This window comes from Streptomyces sp. NPDC093149 (assembly GCF_044754145.1).
In the GTDB taxonomy this organism is placed as follows: domain Bacteria; phylum Actinomycetota; class Actinomycetes; order Streptomycetales; family Streptomycetaceae; genus Streptomyces.
Genome location: NZ_JBIVON010000031.1, coordinates 1 through 16,758 on the forward strand (window position 1 = coordinate 1; position 16,758 = coordinate 16,758).

The window sequence follows — 16,758 nt, forward strand, 5'->3', positions numbered from 1 at the left end:
TTTTCCCTTCGGTCTTGCGTTTCCGACTCTATCAGACTCTTTCGTGTCCGATTCCCGGTCGAAGCGGGGCCGCTTTCCAGTTCCACGCTCTCGCGTTTCCCTTTCCGGCGAGTCCGACTCTATCAGATCCTTTCGGGCCTGATTCCCAGTCAGCGGGGCTTGTCTTCCGGGCCGTTGGGCCGTTCCGACGAGTGAGACTTTAGCGGAATCCTGGGCCTCGACGCTAATCGGGGTCGCGTTCCTTCGAACGCGGATTCCTCATTTCGCAAATGCGCACAGAAAGTCGGGCGACGGATGTCGCCGACCAGATGTGGTTACTGCGGAATGGCTGTCCGGGGACCGACCGGGGTCGGCGCTCACGTCGGACAACTCGGAGCACATTACGGTTGCGGGCGTGTCGTGTCAACCCCGAGCTGGGCCGGGGTCCGGAGGGAGGCCCTCGCGGCAGCCGCGAGGGCTGGAGGCGCGGGGGTCGGCATCACGGTCGTCGCGGCGCTCTCGGCCCGTGGGCCGTGCGTGTGAGCACGTGTGAGGCGGAGGCGGAGGTCGACGCCGGTCACGGTGCCTGCTGATGTTCCGATGTCGTCGTCACGAACCCACCGTCGTGTCGTTGCCCGGCGGTGGGTTCGTGGAGGTGGTGCGTGGTTCGGAGCCGATCGGGGCTGCGGGGCGGGGTGGGCCCTGTCCGGTCAGCCGTTGCCGGTGGCGAGTTCGCGGCTGCGGTCGCGGGCGGCTTCCAGGGCAGCGATGAGGGCGGCCCGTACACCGTGGTTCTCCAGCTCGCGGATGGCGCTGATGGTGGTACCGGCCGGGCTGGTGACGGCTTCGCGGAGCTTGACGGGGTGTTCGCCGCTGTCCCGGAGCATCACGGCGGCCCCGATGGCGGCCTGGACGATCAGTTCGTGTGCCTGGGCCCGGGGCAGACCGAGCAGGATGCCCGCGTCGGTCATCGCCTCGACGAGGAAGTAGAAGTACGCGGGGCCCGAACCGGAGAGCGCGGTTGCCGCGTCCTGCTGCGACTCGGGGACGCGCAGGGTCTTGCCGACGCCGCCGAAGATCGCCTCGGCGGTGACGAGGTGCTCGGTCGTGGCGTGGCTGCCCGCTGAGATGACGGACATGCCCTCGTCGACGAGGACGGGGGTGTTCGGCATGACGCGTACGACCGGGGTGTTCGCGGTGAGACGGTCCTCGATGAACGTGGTCGTGATGCCCGCGGCGGCGCTGATGACCAGGCGGTCGGCGGTGACGTGCCCGGCGAGCTCGCCGAGGAGCCGGCCCATGTCCTGGGGCTTGACCGCGAGGATGAGGATGTCGGCGCGCTTGGCGGCCTCGGCATTGGTGACGGAGTCGACTCCGTAGCGGCTGTGCAGTTCCTCTGCGCGTTCGGAGCGGCGGGTGGTGACCAGCAGGTTCGCCGGGCGCCAGCCTGCCCGGATCATGCCGCTGAGCAGGGCCTCGCCGATCTTGCCGGTGCCGAGGACGGCAACTGTCTGGGTCATGCGGTTCACCCTCCGGGCTGTGCTCGCTGTTCTCGGTGCGTCGTGCTGACGGGGCTCGGTGCGCCGGCCCGTACGCGGGCCTGTGCTTGTGTCCGTCATCCTCGCACCGGGGGCGGTCAGGCGGTACGGCGGCGGAGTGTGGCCGCGCCGAGGGCGAGCACGAGCAGGGCGCAGCCCGCGACGACCAGGACGTCGCGGACGAAGTCGCCGGTGACGTCGGGGTGGTGGAGGACCTCGTTCATGCCGTCGACCGCGTACGACATGGGCAGGACGTTCGAGATCGCTTCGAGGGCGGGCGCCATCCGGTCGCGTGCGATGAACAGACCGCAGAGCAGGAGCTGCGGGAAGATCACCGCCGGCATGAACTGGACCGCCTGGAACTCCGACGCGGCGAAGGCCGAGACGAAGAGGCCCAGTGCCGTGCCGAGCAGGGCGTCGAGCAGGGCGACGAGGAGGAGCAGCCACGCGGAGCCGGTGACGTCCAGGCCGAGCACCCAGACCGAGAGCACGGTGGCCAGGAGGGACTGGAGGATCGCCACGGCGCCGAAGGCCAGGGCGTAGCCGCCGATCAGTTCGCCCTTGCCGAGCGGCATGGCGAGGAGGCGTTCGAGCGTGCCCGAGGTGCGTTCGCGCAGGGTGGCGATCGAGGTCACCAGGAACATCGTGATCAGCGGGAAGATGCCGAGGAGCGATGCGCCGATGGCGTCGAAGGTACGGGGGCTGCCGTCGAACACGTACCGGAGCAGCGTGATCAGCACGACCGGGACCAGCAGGAGCAGCGCGACGGTGCGGGGGTCGTGGGTCAGCTGGCGCAGGACGCGGGCGGCGGTGGCCAGGGTGCGGGCGGGGCTCAGCGGTGGCGCGGCCGGGTGGATGCGGGCGGGGGACAGGGGCTGCGGGGTCGGGGTCGTGCTCATCGGAGGGTCTCCTGACGGGTGGCGGCTTCGTCGACCAGGTGGAGGAACGCCTCTTCGACGGTGGCGGTGCGGGCGGCGGTGCGCAGGGCCTCTGGTGTGTCGTCGGCGAGGATCTCGCCCTCGCGCATGAGCAGCAGGCGGTGGCAGCGCTCGGCCTCGTCCATGACGTGGGAGGAGACGAGGAGTGTGGTGCCGCGGTCGGCGGCGAGGGCGTGGAAGAGGTTCCACAGGTCGCGGCGGAGTACCGGGTCCAGGCCCACGGTCGGTTCGTCGAGCACCAGGAGTTCGGGGGTGCCGAGCAGGGCCACGGCGAGGGAGACGCGGGTGAGCTGGCCGCCGGAGAGGGCGCCGGCCAGGGCGTCGGCGTGGCTGGTCAGGTCCACCTCGGTGATCGCGCGGGCGACCGCGGCACGGCGGGCGTCCCGGTGGCGGCGGCCCGGCTGGAGGATCGCCGCGAAGTAGTCGAGGTTCTGCCGGACGGTCAGGTCGGTGTAGACGGACGGAGCCTGGGTGACGTACCCGATGCGCGGGCGGAGCGTGGGGTGGCCCGCGGGGCTGCCGAGCACGTCGAGGGTGCCGGTGACCTTGGCCTGGGTGCCCACGACGGCACGCATCAGGGTGGACTTGCCGCAGCCGGAGGGGCCGAGCAGACCGGTGATCCTGCCGGGTTCGACGGTGAAGTCGAGGTCGCGGAGGACGGTGCGGTTGCCTCGTACGACGGCGAGGCCGCGGGCCTCGATGGCGGCACCCGAAGAATTCATCATGCGATGAATTTTTATCCCGGCGGCCCCTCTCGTCAAGACGCGGGGCAGCGGTGGCGGGGCGGCGCGGAGCAGCCGCGGCGCGGGCGGGACGTGGCGTTGCTGGGGCGCGGGCGATTGAGGGCGCGATCGGACGGAGATATTCCACCCCTTTGTGCTTCCGTGCCCACCGACCGGTTCCGAATACGGGGCGGATGAGCAACTCCCGTAAAGGACAATGAATTTCACCGTCCCCCCGGTATCCGCGCATCTCCCGTTCCATGACGTGTCCGTCAGTCGATGGAGGTGCTTCCCGTGCGTGGTTTTCCGAATGTTCCGGGCCTTCGATCCTTTTCGATCCCGCGTGCCGACTTCGCCGCTTCGCTCGTCGTCTTCCTGGTCGCCCTGCCGCTGTGCGTGGGGGTGGCCGTCGCTTCGGGGGTCCCGGCCGAACTGGGACTGATCACCGGGATAGTCGGCGGGCTCGTCACGGGCCTGCTCCCGGGCAGCAGTCTGCAGGTCAGCGGGCCCGCCGCCGGTCTGACCGTGCTCGTCTACGAGGCGGTGCACAGCTATGGGGTCGGCACCCTGGGGGTGCTGGTCCTGGCCGCCGGTGTGGTGCAGGTGGGGCTGGGGGTGCTGCGGCTCGGGCAGTGGTTCCGGGCCGTGTCCGTGGCCGTCGTGCAGGGGATGCTCGCCGGAATCGGCCTCGTGCTGGTGGTGGGACAGCTGTACGTGCTCGCCGACGCGGTGGCGCCCGGGACCATGGGGCAGAAGCTCGGCGGGCTGCCGCGACTGGCACTCGGCACGGGCGTGACGGGCAGCGCGGTCGCCGTCGGGATCGGGGCGCTCCTCGTGCTCCTGCTCTGGCCGAAGTGGCCGCGAGCGGCCCGGTCGGTCCCCGCGCCCCTGGTGGCGGTGGGACTGGCGGCCGGGGCGACCTGGCTGTTCGACCTGCCCGTGCAGCGGGTGGCGGTGAGCGGGCTGCTGGATGCCGTACGACCGCCGGGGGCCGGGGACTGGGCGCGGCTCACGGAGGTGGGCGTCATCGGCACCGTCCTGGCGTTCGCGCTGATCGCCTCGGCCGAGTCACTGTTCGGTGCGGCGGCCGTGGACCGGCTGCACGACGGCAGGCGGACGGACTACGACAAGGAGTTGATCGCGCAGGGCACGGGCAACGCGGTGTGCGGGCTGCTCGGCTCGCTGCCGATGACCGCGGTGATCGTGCGCAGCGCGGCCAATGTCCGCGCCGGGGCGAGGACGAAGGCATCCCGGGTGCTCCACGGCGTGTGGCTGTTGCTCTTCGCCGCCGCCCTGCCGAGTGCGCTCGAAGTGATTCCCGTGGCGGCTCTGGCTTCGGTGCTGCTGCACGCGGGCCTCAAGCTCGTTCCCGTACGGGCGTTGGTGCCGCTGTGGCGTGAGCATCGCGGGGAGGCGGTGGTGCTCGCGGTGACGGCGGGGACGATCGTGGCCACGAGTCTCTTCGAGGGAGTGCTGGTGGGGCTGCTGCTGGCCGTGGCCAAGACCGCCTGGGACATCAGCCATGTGCACATCGAGACGCATGAGGACGACGGCGACGGGGTGTTGCGGGTCCGGGTCGCGGGCCACGCCACGTTCCTGCGGCTGCCGAAGCTGCTGGACGCGCTGGACGGCCTGCCGCACGACCGGACCGTGGTGCTGGACCTCAGCGGGCTGCACCACACCGACCACGCGTGCGCAGCGGCCCTGGAGGGGTGGGCCGCGGAGCGGAAGGCCCGAGAGGCTCGCGAGGAACGGCGGCCGTCGGGTCAGGAGCGCGACGGGGGCGATTCGGGCGGGGCCGAGGACGGGCGGATCGCCACGTTCAGGTCGACCACGTAACGCTCCTCGCCGTGCCGTCCGGGAAGACCTCCGCGAACCGGTCGCGCTCCTCGGCGAGGAACCGGCGCGTGGGTTCCCCGCCGAGGACGAGGAACGCGGAGTGGCTGCCGAGGTCGGCGAGGTGGGTATCGGGGGGCACCAGGCGTCGACGAGGACGGACGGGGCCGGGGCGGGCCGCGGCGTACTGGGCGGCCGCACAGCCGAAGGAGAGCGCACGGGCCGGGAGGTGGAGTCGGGGCCGCGGGCGGAGGCGGAAGGAGACATCACGCCATCGTGGCCCGCGCGGGGCCCGGTGCCGGTGCTCGCGGAAAACGGAGAGCGGGTCCCGGCCGCGCGCGGAGCCCGCCCCGCACGAGGCGGGTCCGGCCGCGCTCGTGCGGCGTGGCCCCGGGCCCTGCCTTCGGTTTCCTACTTGCGCTTGGGCCGCTTGCCCTTGGGGGTCTTGGCGCTCTTGCGGGCAGCCGGGTTCCCGGTACGGGACGAGCGGCGCTTCGCGTAGCGGGCCAGGGCCGTCTCGTACTCCGTGCGACGCAGTCGCTCGCCGGGTGCCTCCATGAACGTACGGAGGAAGTAGGCGATCAGCGAGCCGACGAAGCCGATCGTCTTCAGACCGCGCAGACTGGCCTCGCGCGCCGGATCGGCCGGGCGGCGGCCGAACCCCTCCCATGTCTTGCGGAAGGCGATCGCGCTGCAGACGGCGAACATCGCGACGACCAGGATGCCGACGGCATTGCCGACATCGGCGATCTGCAGCCCCTGGTAGGCGAAGCGCAGGACGAAGCAGGCGGCGACCGCGGCGACGAGGGAGCCGACCGCCGCCCCCACCCGTCGCAGCCCGTAGCTCCCGTCGTGGTCGACCCAGGTCGTACCGAAGAAGAACAGGGGCTCGGGCTGCGGGCCCGGCGTGCTGGAGCCGGACGCGGTGCTGCCGGGTGTCGCGCCGGTACCGGGGTCTTCGCTGTTCTCGCTCACGAGGTCGATTATCCCCGGGCGGCCACGGCCCCGGTCGCGCCGGTCACCGACGCGGGAACCCGCCCCGGTCCCGGCCCCGCCCGGTCTCGGCCCCGCCCGGTCTCGGCCCCGCCCGGGGCGTGGCCCCGGACGGGACGGGGGCGCGGTCAGTCGCAGCGCGGGGCGATGTAGCCGTCGCTGCCCGTGTGGACGTAGGCGTCCGACACGAACTGGCCGTTGGCGATGTTGTCCCAGATGTTCGAGGTGCCGTACGGGCCGGTGACCCGCTCGCCCGGCTTCTGGCAGTAGACCGCAACCTTCACTCCGTACGGGAGCGTGCGGACGATGCCGTACTGGGTGCCCGGTCCCGTGCGGACGTTGACGCGGTAGCCGGGTGCGATGGGGTACCGGGTGACGTCGTCGGTGCCGGCGAGCGCGGCCGTGCTCTCGGCCGCCCCGGCTGCGTCGGTGTCGATCTGCTCTTCCATGGCCATGAGGCCCTCCCCCGTTGAGAGACGGTGTGTACGACGCGCAGGCTACAAGCCCCGGCGTTATCGCACGCACCATCGACTAGGCTCCGTGCGTCGCGCTTGCGGACGAACACACGGGGGTGGGCGATGCCGCCGCTGCGAGGTACCGGAGCGAATCCGGAAGCGGAGCATCCGGAGTACGCCGGTCAGTACCGCCTTGAGGCATGTCTCGGCGCAGGCGGCATGGGTGTCGTGCATCTGGCCCGCTCCACCTCGGGACTGCAGCTCGCCGTCAAGGTGGTGCATCGGCACTACTCCGCGGACCCCGAGTTCAGGGCTCGTTTCCGGCAGGAGGTCGGGGCGGCGAGACGGGTCAGCGGGGCCTTCACCGCGCCGGTCGTCGACGCCGATCCGGATGCCGCGCGCCCGTGGATGGCCACGCTGTACGTACCCGGTCCCACGCTCTCCGATCAGGTGAAGCGGAACGGGCCGATGGCCCCCGCCGCGCTGCGCAGACTGACGGCGGGACTCGCCGAGGCGCTGCGCGACATCCACCGCGCCGGGGTGATCCACCGTGACCTCAAGCCGAGCAATGTGCTGCTCTCCGACTCCGGGCCCAAGGTCATCGACTTCGGGATCTCCCGGCCGTACGACAGCGACCTGCGCACCGAGACGGGCAAACTGATCGGCTCGCCGCCGTACATGGCGCCCGAGCAGTTCCAGCGGCCGCGCGAGGTCGGGCCCGCCGCGGACGTGTTCGCGCTGGGAGCCGTGCTCGTCCACGCGGCGACCGGCCGGGGGCCCTTCGACTCCGACAGCCCGTACATCGTGGCCTACCAGGTGGTGCATGACGAGGCCGATCTGGCAGGGGTGCCGACGGATCTGGCTCCGCTGATCGGGCGGTGCCTGGCGAAGGACCCCGCGGAGCGGCCCACCCCGGACGAGATCATGGCGACGCTGAGCCCTCCTTCGTACGACGCCGCCGCGTTCATACCGTCGCAGCGGCGGCCCGGCACGGCCGGAGGCCGGGCCGAAGCCGGCGCCGGAGCCGAAGGCCCCGCGGTCGCGGTGCCGGGGGCCGGGGCGGAGGCGGACACGCATGTGGGCGCGGGCGGGGCGAGGCGGGGCAGGAAGGGCACCGCGACCGGCGGCGGCAGACGGCGGTGGCAACTGGCATCCGCCGCCACACTGCTCGTCGTGGGTGCCGGCGGGGTGTGGGCGGCCGGCGTCGTGAGCGGCTCCGGCGAGTCGGGGGAGTCGGGTGGCGCGAAGGTCTCGGCGACGTTCGCGCCGTGGCGGACGCCCCTCGTGACCTCGGGCAGCGCGACGCCGGTCTGTTCCTCGGCGGGCGGCACCGGCGAACGGACCGGAAAGGGGACGTCCGGCCGAACCGCGGCGTTGTACTGCGCCACAGGTGGTACCGGCGCCTCCCGGCTGGATCCCGCCGACGGCCGGGTGCTGTGGACCCGTCGCTCCGCCGGGAACGCTCCGGTGTCCGGCGTGCTGTCGGTCTCCGGCGGCCTGGTGCACGAGGCCGTACCGGGCGGGAAGCTCCGGGCGTACGACCCGGCCGAGGGCGAACAGGTCTGGGCCGCGGATCTCTCCCCGTACCTGGGCACGCCCTTCGCCGCGGGTGACACGCTGCTGCTGACGGCCGAGGACGGTACGACCGAGGCGCTCGACTCCGCCACCGGTGTGTCCCGCTGGCGGCACGCGCTCGCGGGCCACCGGCGCCCGGACTTCGCGCTGTACGACGACGCGTCCGGGCTCGCCTACGCGTTCGAGCACTCGGCCTACGGATCCACCACGCTGGTCACGGCCCTCGACGCGGCTTCCGGGCATACGGCGTGGCGGCGACGGCTGGACGGAATGCTCACCCCGGTGGGAACCTCCGGCGGCGCACTCGTCCTGACCTCCATGAACGGGGACACCCAGACCGTCGGGCTCGTGCGCTACGACCCGGAGAACAGGCACGTCTCCCGCGTGGCGCTGCCGTTCCGGATGAACGAACCCGAAGCCGTGGTGGGTGGGGACACCGCCTATCTGCTGGCCCACGGCGGAACCCTGGTCGCCGTCGACACGCGCCCGACCGGCGGGAAGGACGACGAAAGGGACGGCAAGGCCGTGCTCTGGCAGCTGGAGACCGCGGCCGGGCGGACGTCGGCGCCCGTCCTCGCCACCGGGAACCGGCTGTACTTCTCCACGGCGGACGGGCGCCTGCTCGCCGTGGACACCGAGCGCGGGACGCTGCTGGGCCAGACGAGCCCCCGGCTCCGGGACGGGAAGCTCAGCTACGCCTCGGCGCTGCCCGCCCCCGTCGCGGTCGGCCGGACCGTCATCGGGACCGCGCCCGACGGGTCCGTGTTCGCCGTCGACGGCAAGGACCCCGCTCACTGGTAGAGCGGGGCCCGGCCTTCCATGGCGTTCGCGGCTCGGTTCAGCCGAGCTTGGACACGTCCCGCACCGCACCCCGGTCCGCGCTCGTCGCCATCGCCGCGTACGCGCGCAGCGCCGCGCTGACCTTGCGGTCGCGGTTCTTCGGCGCGTACACACCGTTCAGCGCCGCGCGGCGGGCGGTCAGCTCGGCCTCGGGGACGAGGAGCTCGATCGAGCGGTTCGGGATGTCGATCCTGATCCGGTCGCCGTCCTCGACGAGCGCGATGGTGCCGCCCGAAGCGGCCTCCGGCGACGCGTGGCCGATGGACAGCCCCGACGTACCGCCGGAGAAGCGGCCGTCGGTCACCAGGGCGCAGCTCTTGCCGAGACCGCGGCCCTTGAGGAAGGAGGTGGGGTAGAGCATCTCCTGCATGCCGGGGCCGCCGCGCGGGCCCTCGTAACGGATGACGACGACGTCACCCTCCTTGATCTCCTTGCGGAGGATCTTGTCGACGGCCTCCTCCTGCGACTCGCAGACGACCGCCGGGCCCTCGAAGGTCCAGATCGACTCGTCGACGCCCGCCGTCTTCACGACGCAGCCGTCCTCTGCGAGGTTCCCCTTGAGGACCGCGAGGCCGCCGTCCTTGGAGTACGCGTGCTCCAGGTCTCGGATGCAGCCGCCGGCCGCGTCCAGGTCGAGGGTCTCCCAGCGCTCGGACTGCGAGAAGGCGGTCGCGGAGCGGACGCATCCGGGAGCCGCGTGCCACAGCTCGACGGCCGCCGGGGACGGGGAGCCGCCACGGATGTCCCAGTTCTTCAGCCACTCGGCGAGGGAATCGGAGTGGACCGAGTGCACGTTCTCGTCGAGCAGGCCGCCGCGGTGCAGCTCGCCCAGGATGGCGGGGATGCCGCCGGCCCGGTGCACGTCCTCCATGTAGTACGTGCCGCCGGGCGCCACATTGGGCGCGACCTTGGACAGGCAGGGGACGCGGCGCGAGACCTCGTTGATGTCGTCGAGGTCGTAGGAGAGCTCGGCCTCCTGCGCGGCGGCGAGCAGGTGCAGGATCGTGTTGGTCGAGCCGCCCATGGCGATGTCCAGCGCCATGGCGTTGTCGAACGCGGCGCGGGTGCCGATGGAGCGGGGCAGGACCGTCGCGTCGTCCTGCTCGTAGTAGCGCCTGGTGATCTCGACGACCGTGCGGCCGGCGTCCTCGTACAGCGCCTTGCGGGCGGTGTGCGTGGCGAGGACCGAACCGTTGCCGGGCAGGGAGAGACCGAGGACCTCGGTCAGGCAGTTCATCGAGTTGGCGGTGAACATGCCGGAACAGCTGCCGCAGGTGGGGCAGGCGTTCTCCTCGATACGGAGGATGTCCTCGTCCGAGACGTTCTCGTTGACGGCGTCGCTGATCGCGTTGATCAGGTCGAGCTTGCGGACCGTGCCGTCGACGAGGGTGGCCCGGCCGGCCTCCATCGGGCCGCCGGAGACGAAGACCGTCGGAATGTTGAGGCGCATCGCGGCCATCAGCATGCCGGGGGTGATCTTGTCGCAGTTGGAGATGCAGATCAGCGCGTCCGCGCAGTGCGCCTCGACCATGTACTCGACGGAGTCGGCGATCAGATCGCGGGAGGGGAGGCTGTACAGCATCCCGGCGTGCCCCATCGCGATGCCGTCGTCGACGGCGATCGTGTTGAACTCACGGGGCACGGCGCCCGCGGCCTTGATCGCGTCGGAGACGATCCGGCCGACGGGAGCCAGGTGGGTGTGGCCGGGGACGAACTCGGTGAAGGAGTTGGCGACCGCGATGATCGGCTTGCCGATGTCCTCGCTCGCTACGCCCGAGGCCCGCATAAGGGCGCGGGCGCCGGCCATGTTGCGGCCGTGGGTGACAGTGCGGGACCTCAGCTCGGGCATCGTCGCTCGCTCCTTCGACAGAAAAGACTGCTTCCGAGCCTACGCCTCCGGCTCCAAGATCTGGACATCCTGTCCGCTATACGGGACAGGATGCTCGGTGGGCGAGCAATGTACCGAGGCGGCACGGGGGCGCCGCAGCGCATGACGGGCGCGACGGTTTCGCCGCAGGCAGCGGCAGCGGCAGCGGCAGCGGCAGCGGCAGCGGGATCAGGATTCCGTCAGGTAACGCTGCAGCGTCGGCGCCACCATCTCGATGATCTGCTCGGGCGGTGCCGAAGCCAGTGGCTCCGCCCGGATCACATAGCGCAGCATCGCGATCCCGAGCATGTGCGAGGCGGCCAGTTCCGCGCGGAAGGTCGCGTCCGGGACGTCCAGTGTCTGCGCGATGCGTTCCAGGAGGCGGCGCAGGACGAAGCCGCGGAGGACCTTCGCCGCCGCCTCGTGCGTCAGCGCGGACCGCATGACCGCCAGCAGCGGAACCCTCGACGCCGGGTTCTCCCACACGGCGATGAAATAGCGGGCCAGCCGCTCCCCCAGGCCGTCGGTACCGCTGCCCAGGATGGCCGGGATCGCCAGGGCCGGCTCGAAGGAGAGCTCGATGGCGGCCGCGAAGACCTCGTCCTTCGTCCCGAAGTAGTGGTGGACGAGGGCGGAGTCGACGCCTGCCGCCTTGGCGATGCCCCGGATCGACGTCTTGTCGTAGCCGCGCTCCGCGAATTCGGTACGGGCGGCCTCCAGGATGCGGGTGCGGGCATCGGGGCCGGTGGTGTCGGCCGCGCGGGAGGGGCGGCCTCGGCGCCTGGGGGCGGGGTTCGCGGGGCCGTCGGCGCCGGTGGGGCCGTCGGTCACGGGCGCGGCGCCTCGGCCGAGGCGGACGCCAGGTGGAGCCGGGTGAAGGCCAGCGCCTCCGCCAGGTCGGCCTCGCGTTCGGCGGTGGACATGGCGCGCCGGGTATTGACCTCGATGACGATGTGGCCGCCGAAGCCGGTACGGGCCAGATGCTCCAGGAGTTCGGCGCAGGGCTGGTCGCCACGGCCGGGCACCAGGTGCTCGTCCTTGTTGGAGCCCTTGCCGTCGGCGAGGTGGATGTGGGCGAGCCGGCCGCCCATCCGGTCGACCATCGCCATGCCGTCGGTGCGGGCCGTCGCGGTGTGCGAGAGATCCACGGTGAAGTGGCGGTAGTCGTCGTTGGTGACGTCCCAGTCGGGGGCGTACGCGAGCATCTCGCGGTCCCGGTAGCGCCAGGGGTACATGTTCTCGACGGCGAACCGCACGTCCGTCTCGTCCGCCATGCGCCAGATCCCACCGACGAAGTCGCGCGCGTAGTTGCGCTGCCAACGGAACGGCGGGTGGACGACGACGGTCGTCGCCCCGAGCTTCTCCGCGGCGGCACGCGCCCGCTGGAGCTTCACCCACGGATCGGTGGACCAGACGCGCTGTGTGATCAGGAGGCAGGGCGCGTGGACGGCGAGGATCGGTACCCCGTGGTAGTCCGAGAGCCGGCGCAGGGCCTCGATGTCCTGGCTGACGGGGTCGGTCCACACCATGACCTCGACGCCGTCGTAACCGAGGCGCGCGGCGATCTCGAAGGCCGTCGACGTCGACTCCGGATAGACGGATGCCGTCGACAGGGCGACCTTCGCATCCGGGATGCGCACCACTGGTTCTGCCACTGGGACAGCGTACGGGCAGTGGTGCGCCTCGCCGAGAGACCCGGGCGGAAAGTGAGAAGGGCCATGGCGGACCCCGGCAGGCCCCACGGGCCCGGCGGAACCCCGCCCGGCCCCGCGGCGCCGTGCGGACCCCACCAGGCCCCGCGGGCGCTCAGCGCAGCGCGGCCTGCTCCGTGGGCAGGTGGTCCAGTCGGCGCAGGATGACGCCCTCGCGCAGCGCCCAGGGACAGATCTCCAGCTCCTCGACCCCGAACAGATCCATGGCGCCTTCCGCGACCAGCGCCCCGGCCAGCAGCTGCGCGGCCCGGCTCTCGGAGACCCCCGGCAGGTCGCACCGCTGCTGGACGGTCATCGACGCCAGCTTCGGCACCCACTCCTCCAGCGACTTGCGGGTGAGGGCGCGCTGCACGTACAGACCGTCGGTGGTGCGCGCGGCGCCCGCGATCCTGGCGAGCTGCTTGAAGGTCTTGGAGGTGCCGACGACGTGGTCCGGGCGCCCGAGGCGGGTGAACTCCCCGACGCTCCGGGCGATCCTGGCCCGTACATGGCGGCGCAGTGCCTTCACGTCCGCCGGGTCCGGCGGATCGCCCGGCAGCCATCCGGCGGTCAGCCGGCCCGCCCCGAGCGGCAGCGACACCGCGGCGTCCGGCTCCTCGTCCATGCCGTACGCGACCTCCAGCGAGCCGCCGCCGATGTCCAGGACCAGCAGCCGCCCCGCCGACCAGCCGAACCAGCGGCGGGCGGCGAGGAAGGTGAGCCGGGCCTCCTCCGCACCGCTGAGGACGGCGAGGTCGACGCCCGTCTCCTCCCGTACCCGGGCCAGCACCTGGTCGGCGTTGCTCGCCTCCCGCACCGCGGACGTGGCGAACGGCAGAACGTCCTCGCACCCCTTGTCCTCGGCGGCCTGCAGCGCGTCGGTGATCGTCGCCACGAGCCGGTCCACACCGTGGGGGCCGATCGCCGCGTCCTCGTCGAGGAGTTCGGCCAGGCGCAGTTCCGCCTTGTGCGAGTGCGCGGGCAGCGGGCGCGCACCGGGGTGCGCGTCCACCACCAGCAGATGCACTGTGTTCGAACCCACGTCGAGGACTCCGAGTCTCATACCCGGAACGCTACCGGGGCGGCGGACTTACTCTTGGCCCGTGCCAAAGACGAAAAAGGCGAAGCCGGGCAAAACCACGAAGAAGCAGAGAACGAAGCAGGAGATGCAGCAGCAGGAAGCGAACGGACCGAACCGGTCCGAGGACGAAACGGGCATCGATTTCGCACGCGCCTGGGTCGAGTTCCCCGACCCGGCGGACGACGAGCAGGTCTTCCGCTGCGACCTGACCTGGCTGACGTCCAGGTGGACCTGCATCTTCGGCAGTGGCTGCCAGGGCATCCAGGCGGGCCGCGCGGACGACGGATGCTGCACCCTGGGCGCGCACTTCTCGGACAAGGACGACGAGAAGCGCGTGGCGGGCCATGTCGCACGGCTGACCCCTGAGCTGTGGCAGTTCCACGACGTCGGCACCAGGACCGGCTGGGTCGAGGTCGACGACGACGGGGAGCGCCAGACGCGGCGCTGGGAGGGTTCGTGCATCTTCCAGAACCGTCCCGGCTTCGCGGCGGGCGCGGGCTGCTCGCTGCACATCCTGGCGCTGCGGGAGGGCAAGGAGCCCCTGGAGACCAAGCCGGACGTCTGCTGGCAGCTGCCGATCCGGCGTACGTACGACTGGATCGACCGGCCCGACGACACCCGCGTGCTCCAGGTGTCGATCGGCGAGTACGACCGCAGGGGCTGGGGTCCGGGCGGTCACGATCTGCACTGGTGGTGCACGTCGGCGACCTCCGCGCACGGGGCCGGCGAGCCGGTGTACGTGTCGTACCGGCCGGAACTCACCGAGCTGATGGGCAAGGAGGCGTACGACCGGCTGGTCGAGCTGTGCGAGGAGCGTCTGTCCTCGCTGCTGCCGATGGCGCCGCACCCGGCGGATCCGGCGTAGCGGCCCGGGGCGTGGGCCCCTGAGAGCCTGTCGGGTGACCTTCGATCGGACAGCGGACGCGGTACGGTGCGTGCGATTCCAAGGCGCCGAAAGGTCCTCGGATGGGGTCTCCCCTGCTCCTTGAGAGCTTGGGGAAGGAGCTACCAGGGCGTTTCGGCAACGCGGGAAGCGTGCGTGCCAGGGCGCGGCCGCCCGGTCAGAGGTCGCCCGACAGGCTCTGAGGCCGGGGCGTGACGGCCGGACGCGGCGCGTCGGCCGGTGTCGCGCGGGTCGACGGTGCGCCTCGCCCCCGGCGCCCCGTTTCAGCCCGCCGGGGTGGTCGTGCCCGTCCCGGGGTCGGTGGTCGGGGCCGGGGTCGGTTCGGTCGGGGCCGGGTCCGTCGGTGTCGGCGTCGGTTCGCTCGGGCCGGGTGTCGGGTCGGTCGGCTGTGTGGGATGCGGCGAGGACGAGGGCGGAGCCGACGGGCCGGAGGGGTCGGGCGTACCCGGGTGTCCCGGACCGCCGGGTGACGGTGCCGTCGCCCCGCGCCCCCGGACCACCACGACCGAATCCGAAGGGGCGAGGGCGATACGGGCGCTCCACGGACCGGCGGGCTCCCGCGGATGGCCCACGAGGACGCGGACCGTGACGCTCTCGCCCGCGGCGAGCGTCCCCGAGGAACTGCTCAGACGCAGCCACGACACGTCCGCGCGGGCCGACCAGGCGACGGGGGCACCGCCCGAGGCGGTCAGGCGGATCAGCGTCGTGCCGCCGGACGAGCGGGCCTCGACGGTGAGCCCGCCGACGCCCCGCACCGAACCCGAGCTGATCACCTCGGCGGAGACGTCCGGGGTGCCGCCGTCCCTGAAGCGGGCACCCGGCTGGGGACTGGCGTTGCCGGCGTTCTCGTAGTGGCCGTCCGGAGCGCCGTCGTCGTGGCGGACGTCCGTCTCGGTCGCGGCGACCGAGGAGCCCTCATGGCCCTCGCCGGTCTGCGGTGCGCCGCGGTAGGCGGTCCACAACGCGATCACCGGGGCGGCCACGACCGTCGCCACCACCGTCGTCGTCACGACCCTGGCCCGCATCCGGTCCCGGCGCGCGGCGTGGTCCTTCGGGTCCAGCGGGAAGCCCGCCCGGTCGAAGCGCGGGCCGGCCGACCGGCTCCGCTGGGCGTGGACCATCGCGACGTAGGCGGAGGGCCGCGGTGCCTCGACGACCGGCAGCACGGCGGCCGGGGTGAGCGGCCCTCCCGGCCAGGGGCCCTCGGCGCCGGCCCGCTCGGCGGCCCGGCGGCAGCGGGGGCAGTCGTCGACATGGCGGACGAGTTCACGGCGCAGGGTGGCGGAGAGCAGGACGCGGTGGTCGCCGGTGAGCCGGGCGACGGTGGGACAGTTACCGGTCTCGACGACGGCGAGGGCGGCGCGGGTCCGTTCCACCTCACAGGCCGCGGCTGCCAGGAGGTCCCGCGCGGTCGCGGGTTCCAGGCCGAGGACGGAGGCGACGGCACGCGGGGCGAGGCGGTGGCGCACGGCGAGTTCGAGCGCTTCGCGCTGTTCGGGGGTGGTACCCGCGGCCTCGGGCCAGGCCAGCTGGGCGAGTTCGCGGCGGTGAGCCTCGGCGGCGGCCTCGGATTCGTGAGTGCGGGCCTTGCCCGCCGGGGTGCCGCCCGGGGTGAAGGCGGCGGGAGCATTCGCAGGAGCGGCGGGGGGCGTACAGCGTCCCGCGCGCGCCCCCTGGGCGGCCGCCCCGCCCGGCTGCTTGAGCGGAGGCCCGCCCGCCCGCTTCGGTTCCCGCTTCGTCTCCGGCTTGACCGGCTGCCTTCCCGACAGCTTCCCGGCCTTGTGGCGGTGCGCCTGGCGGCCCTGTTTCCGCTCGGCGAGCTTGCGCAGACACATCCACCTGGCCAGCGCGTACAGCCAGGATTTACGTTCCTCCTCGCCGGCCGGGCACCGGCCGCCCTGCCGTTCCGCGATCGCGAGCATCCCGCCGAGCGCCTCGGTGGCGGCGTCGTGATCGCAGAGCACGGAGAGGCAGTAGGTGAACAGACCGTCGAGATGCGGCTCGTAACGTGCGGGAGGCCGCCGCGGCGAAGGCTGCGCCGCGGGGTGGGGCGCACGGCGCCGTGCCCGGTGTGCGCCGGTGGTGTGCGTAGGGGGCTCCAGCCTGCTGCTCATCACCTGGCGACCGTAGGCAGCACAGAGCATGCCTTTAGCGCCTCTTCAGCACATTTAATCCTTACGGGTGAACGTATCGCTCAAAAGGGGACAGGGATTCATGGTTCAAGAGGCCGAAAAGGGGAATCGGAGGGGTCGGAATCAGACATTTAGGCGGAAGTGCCGGGGCAGCCGACAGGCACGCGCCCGCGCCGGGTGGCACCCCGGACCGCGCCCGGCGGCACT

Annotated in this window: 14 protein-coding genes; 3 read left to right on the top strand and 11 right to left on the bottom strand. The window is 72.2% G+C overall.

What is annotated here, in order from left to right; all coding sequences use genetic code 11:
• Positions 1-689 precede the first annotated feature (689 nt).
• The 3 genes from proC to ACIQCZ_RS39085 all read right to left on the bottom strand — a co-directional run bounded on the left by proC (position 690) and on the right by ACIQCZ_RS39085 (position 3,180).
• Positions 690-1,499: a pyrroline-5-carboxylate reductase gene (proC, locus tag ACIQCZ_RS39075; RefSeq protein ID WP_402290453.1), complete on the bottom strand. Its 810-nt coding sequence runs from the start codon at positions 1,497-1,499 to the stop codon at positions 690-692.
• 116 nt (positions 1,500-1,615) lie between these two features.
• Positions 1,616-2,416, bottom strand: a complete 801-nt coding sequence (locus tag ACIQCZ_RS39080) for an ABC transporter permease (RefSeq protein WP_402290456.1) — start codon at positions 2,414-2,416, stop codon at positions 1,616-1,618.
• Positions 2,413-3,180 carry an ABC transporter ATP-binding protein gene (locus ACIQCZ_RS39085; RefSeq protein ID WP_402290459.1) on the bottom strand — a complete coding sequence of 256 codons (768 nt, stop codon included), beginning with the start codon at positions 3,178-3,180 and terminating at the stop codon, positions 2,413-2,415. Before ACIQCZ_RS39085 ends, ACIQCZ_RS39080 begins: the two co-directional genes overlap by 4 nt.
• Positions 3,181-3,456: 276 nt before the next feature.
• Between ACIQCZ_RS39085 and ACIQCZ_RS39090 the strand changes: the two genes are divergently transcribed.
• Entirely contained in the window at positions 3,457-5,016 is a 1,560-nt protein-coding gene (locus ACIQCZ_RS39090) for a SulP family inorganic anion transporter (RefSeq protein WP_402290462.1), read from the top strand.
• Here ACIQCZ_RS39090 and ACIQCZ_RS39095 read toward each other — a convergent pair.
• From ACIQCZ_RS39095 to ACIQCZ_RS39105, 3 genes are all read right to left on the bottom strand, one after another.
• Complete coding sequence (locus ACIQCZ_RS39095; protein ID WP_402290464.1) at positions 5,000-5,155, bottom strand: hypothetical protein; 156 nt, start codon at positions 5,153-5,155, stop codon at positions 5,000-5,002. The two genes, ACIQCZ_RS39090 and ACIQCZ_RS39095, sit on opposite strands and share 17 nt — an antisense overlap.
• Before the next feature lie 269 nt (positions 5,156-5,424).
• Positions 5,425-5,988 carry a hypothetical protein gene (locus tag ACIQCZ_RS39100; protein WP_402290467.1) on the bottom strand — a complete coding sequence of 188 codons (564 nt, stop codon included), beginning with the start codon at positions 5,986-5,988 and terminating at the stop codon, positions 5,425-5,427.
• A 146-nt stretch (positions 5,989-6,134) separates the two neighbouring features.
• Positions 6,135-6,461, bottom strand: coding sequence for an SH3 domain-containing protein (locus ACIQCZ_RS39105; RefSeq protein WP_402290469.1), 327 nt, complete (start codon positions 6,459-6,461; stop codon positions 6,135-6,137).
• Between the two features lie 123 nt (positions 6,462-6,584).
• Between ACIQCZ_RS39105 and ACIQCZ_RS39110 the strand changes: the two genes are divergently transcribed.
• On the top strand, positions 6,585-8,837 hold the full coding sequence (locus ACIQCZ_RS39110; RefSeq protein WP_402290471.1) for a PQQ-binding-like beta-propeller repeat protein: 2,253 nt from the start codon (positions 6,585-6,587) through the stop codon (positions 8,835-8,837).
• Positions 8,838-8,874: 37 nt separating this feature from the next.
• On the opposite strand, the gene ilvD is transcribed toward ACIQCZ_RS39110, so the two are convergent.
• The 4 genes from ilvD to ACIQCZ_RS39130 all read right to left on the bottom strand — a co-directional run bounded on the left by ilvD (position 8,875) and on the right by ACIQCZ_RS39130 (position 13,497).
• Entirely contained in the window at positions 8,875-10,725 is a 1,851-nt protein-coding gene (ilvD, locus tag ACIQCZ_RS39115; RefSeq protein ID WP_402290474.1) for a dihydroxy-acid dehydratase, read from the bottom strand.
• 207 nt (positions 10,726-10,932) lie between these two features.
• A complete protein-coding gene (locus ACIQCZ_RS39120) occupies positions 10,933-11,574 on the bottom strand; it encodes a TetR family transcriptional regulator (RefSeq protein ID WP_402290476.1) in 642 nt (213 codons plus the stop codon).
• Positions 11,571-12,398: a sugar phosphate isomerase/epimerase family protein gene (locus tag ACIQCZ_RS39125; protein WP_402290478.1), complete on the bottom strand. Its 828-nt coding sequence runs from the start codon at positions 12,396-12,398 to the stop codon at positions 11,571-11,573. The genes ACIQCZ_RS39120 and ACIQCZ_RS39125 overlap by 4 nt, the downstream gene beginning before the upstream one ends.
• 151 nt (positions 12,399-12,549) lie before the next feature.
• On the bottom strand, positions 12,550-13,497 hold the full coding sequence (locus ACIQCZ_RS39130) for a Ppx/GppA family phosphatase (protein ID WP_402290480.1): 948 nt from the start codon (positions 13,495-13,497) through the stop codon (positions 12,550-12,552).
• Positions 13,498-13,537: 40 nt separating this feature from the next.
• Between ACIQCZ_RS39130 and ACIQCZ_RS39135 the strand changes: the two genes are divergently transcribed.
• On the top strand, positions 13,538-14,380 hold the full coding sequence (locus ACIQCZ_RS39135; protein ID WP_402290482.1) for a hypothetical protein: 843 nt from the start codon (positions 13,538-13,540) through the stop codon (positions 14,378-14,380).
• A gap of 302 nt (positions 14,381-14,682) precedes the next feature.
• Here the strand turns inward: ACIQCZ_RS39135 and ACIQCZ_RS39140 are convergent, their stop codons facing one another.
• Positions 14,683-16,533 carry a hypothetical protein gene (locus tag ACIQCZ_RS39140; RefSeq protein WP_402290484.1) on the bottom strand — a complete coding sequence of 617 codons (1,851 nt, stop codon included), beginning with the start codon at positions 16,531-16,533 and terminating at the stop codon, positions 14,683-14,685.
• Positions 16,534-16,758: the final 225 nt, after the last annotated feature.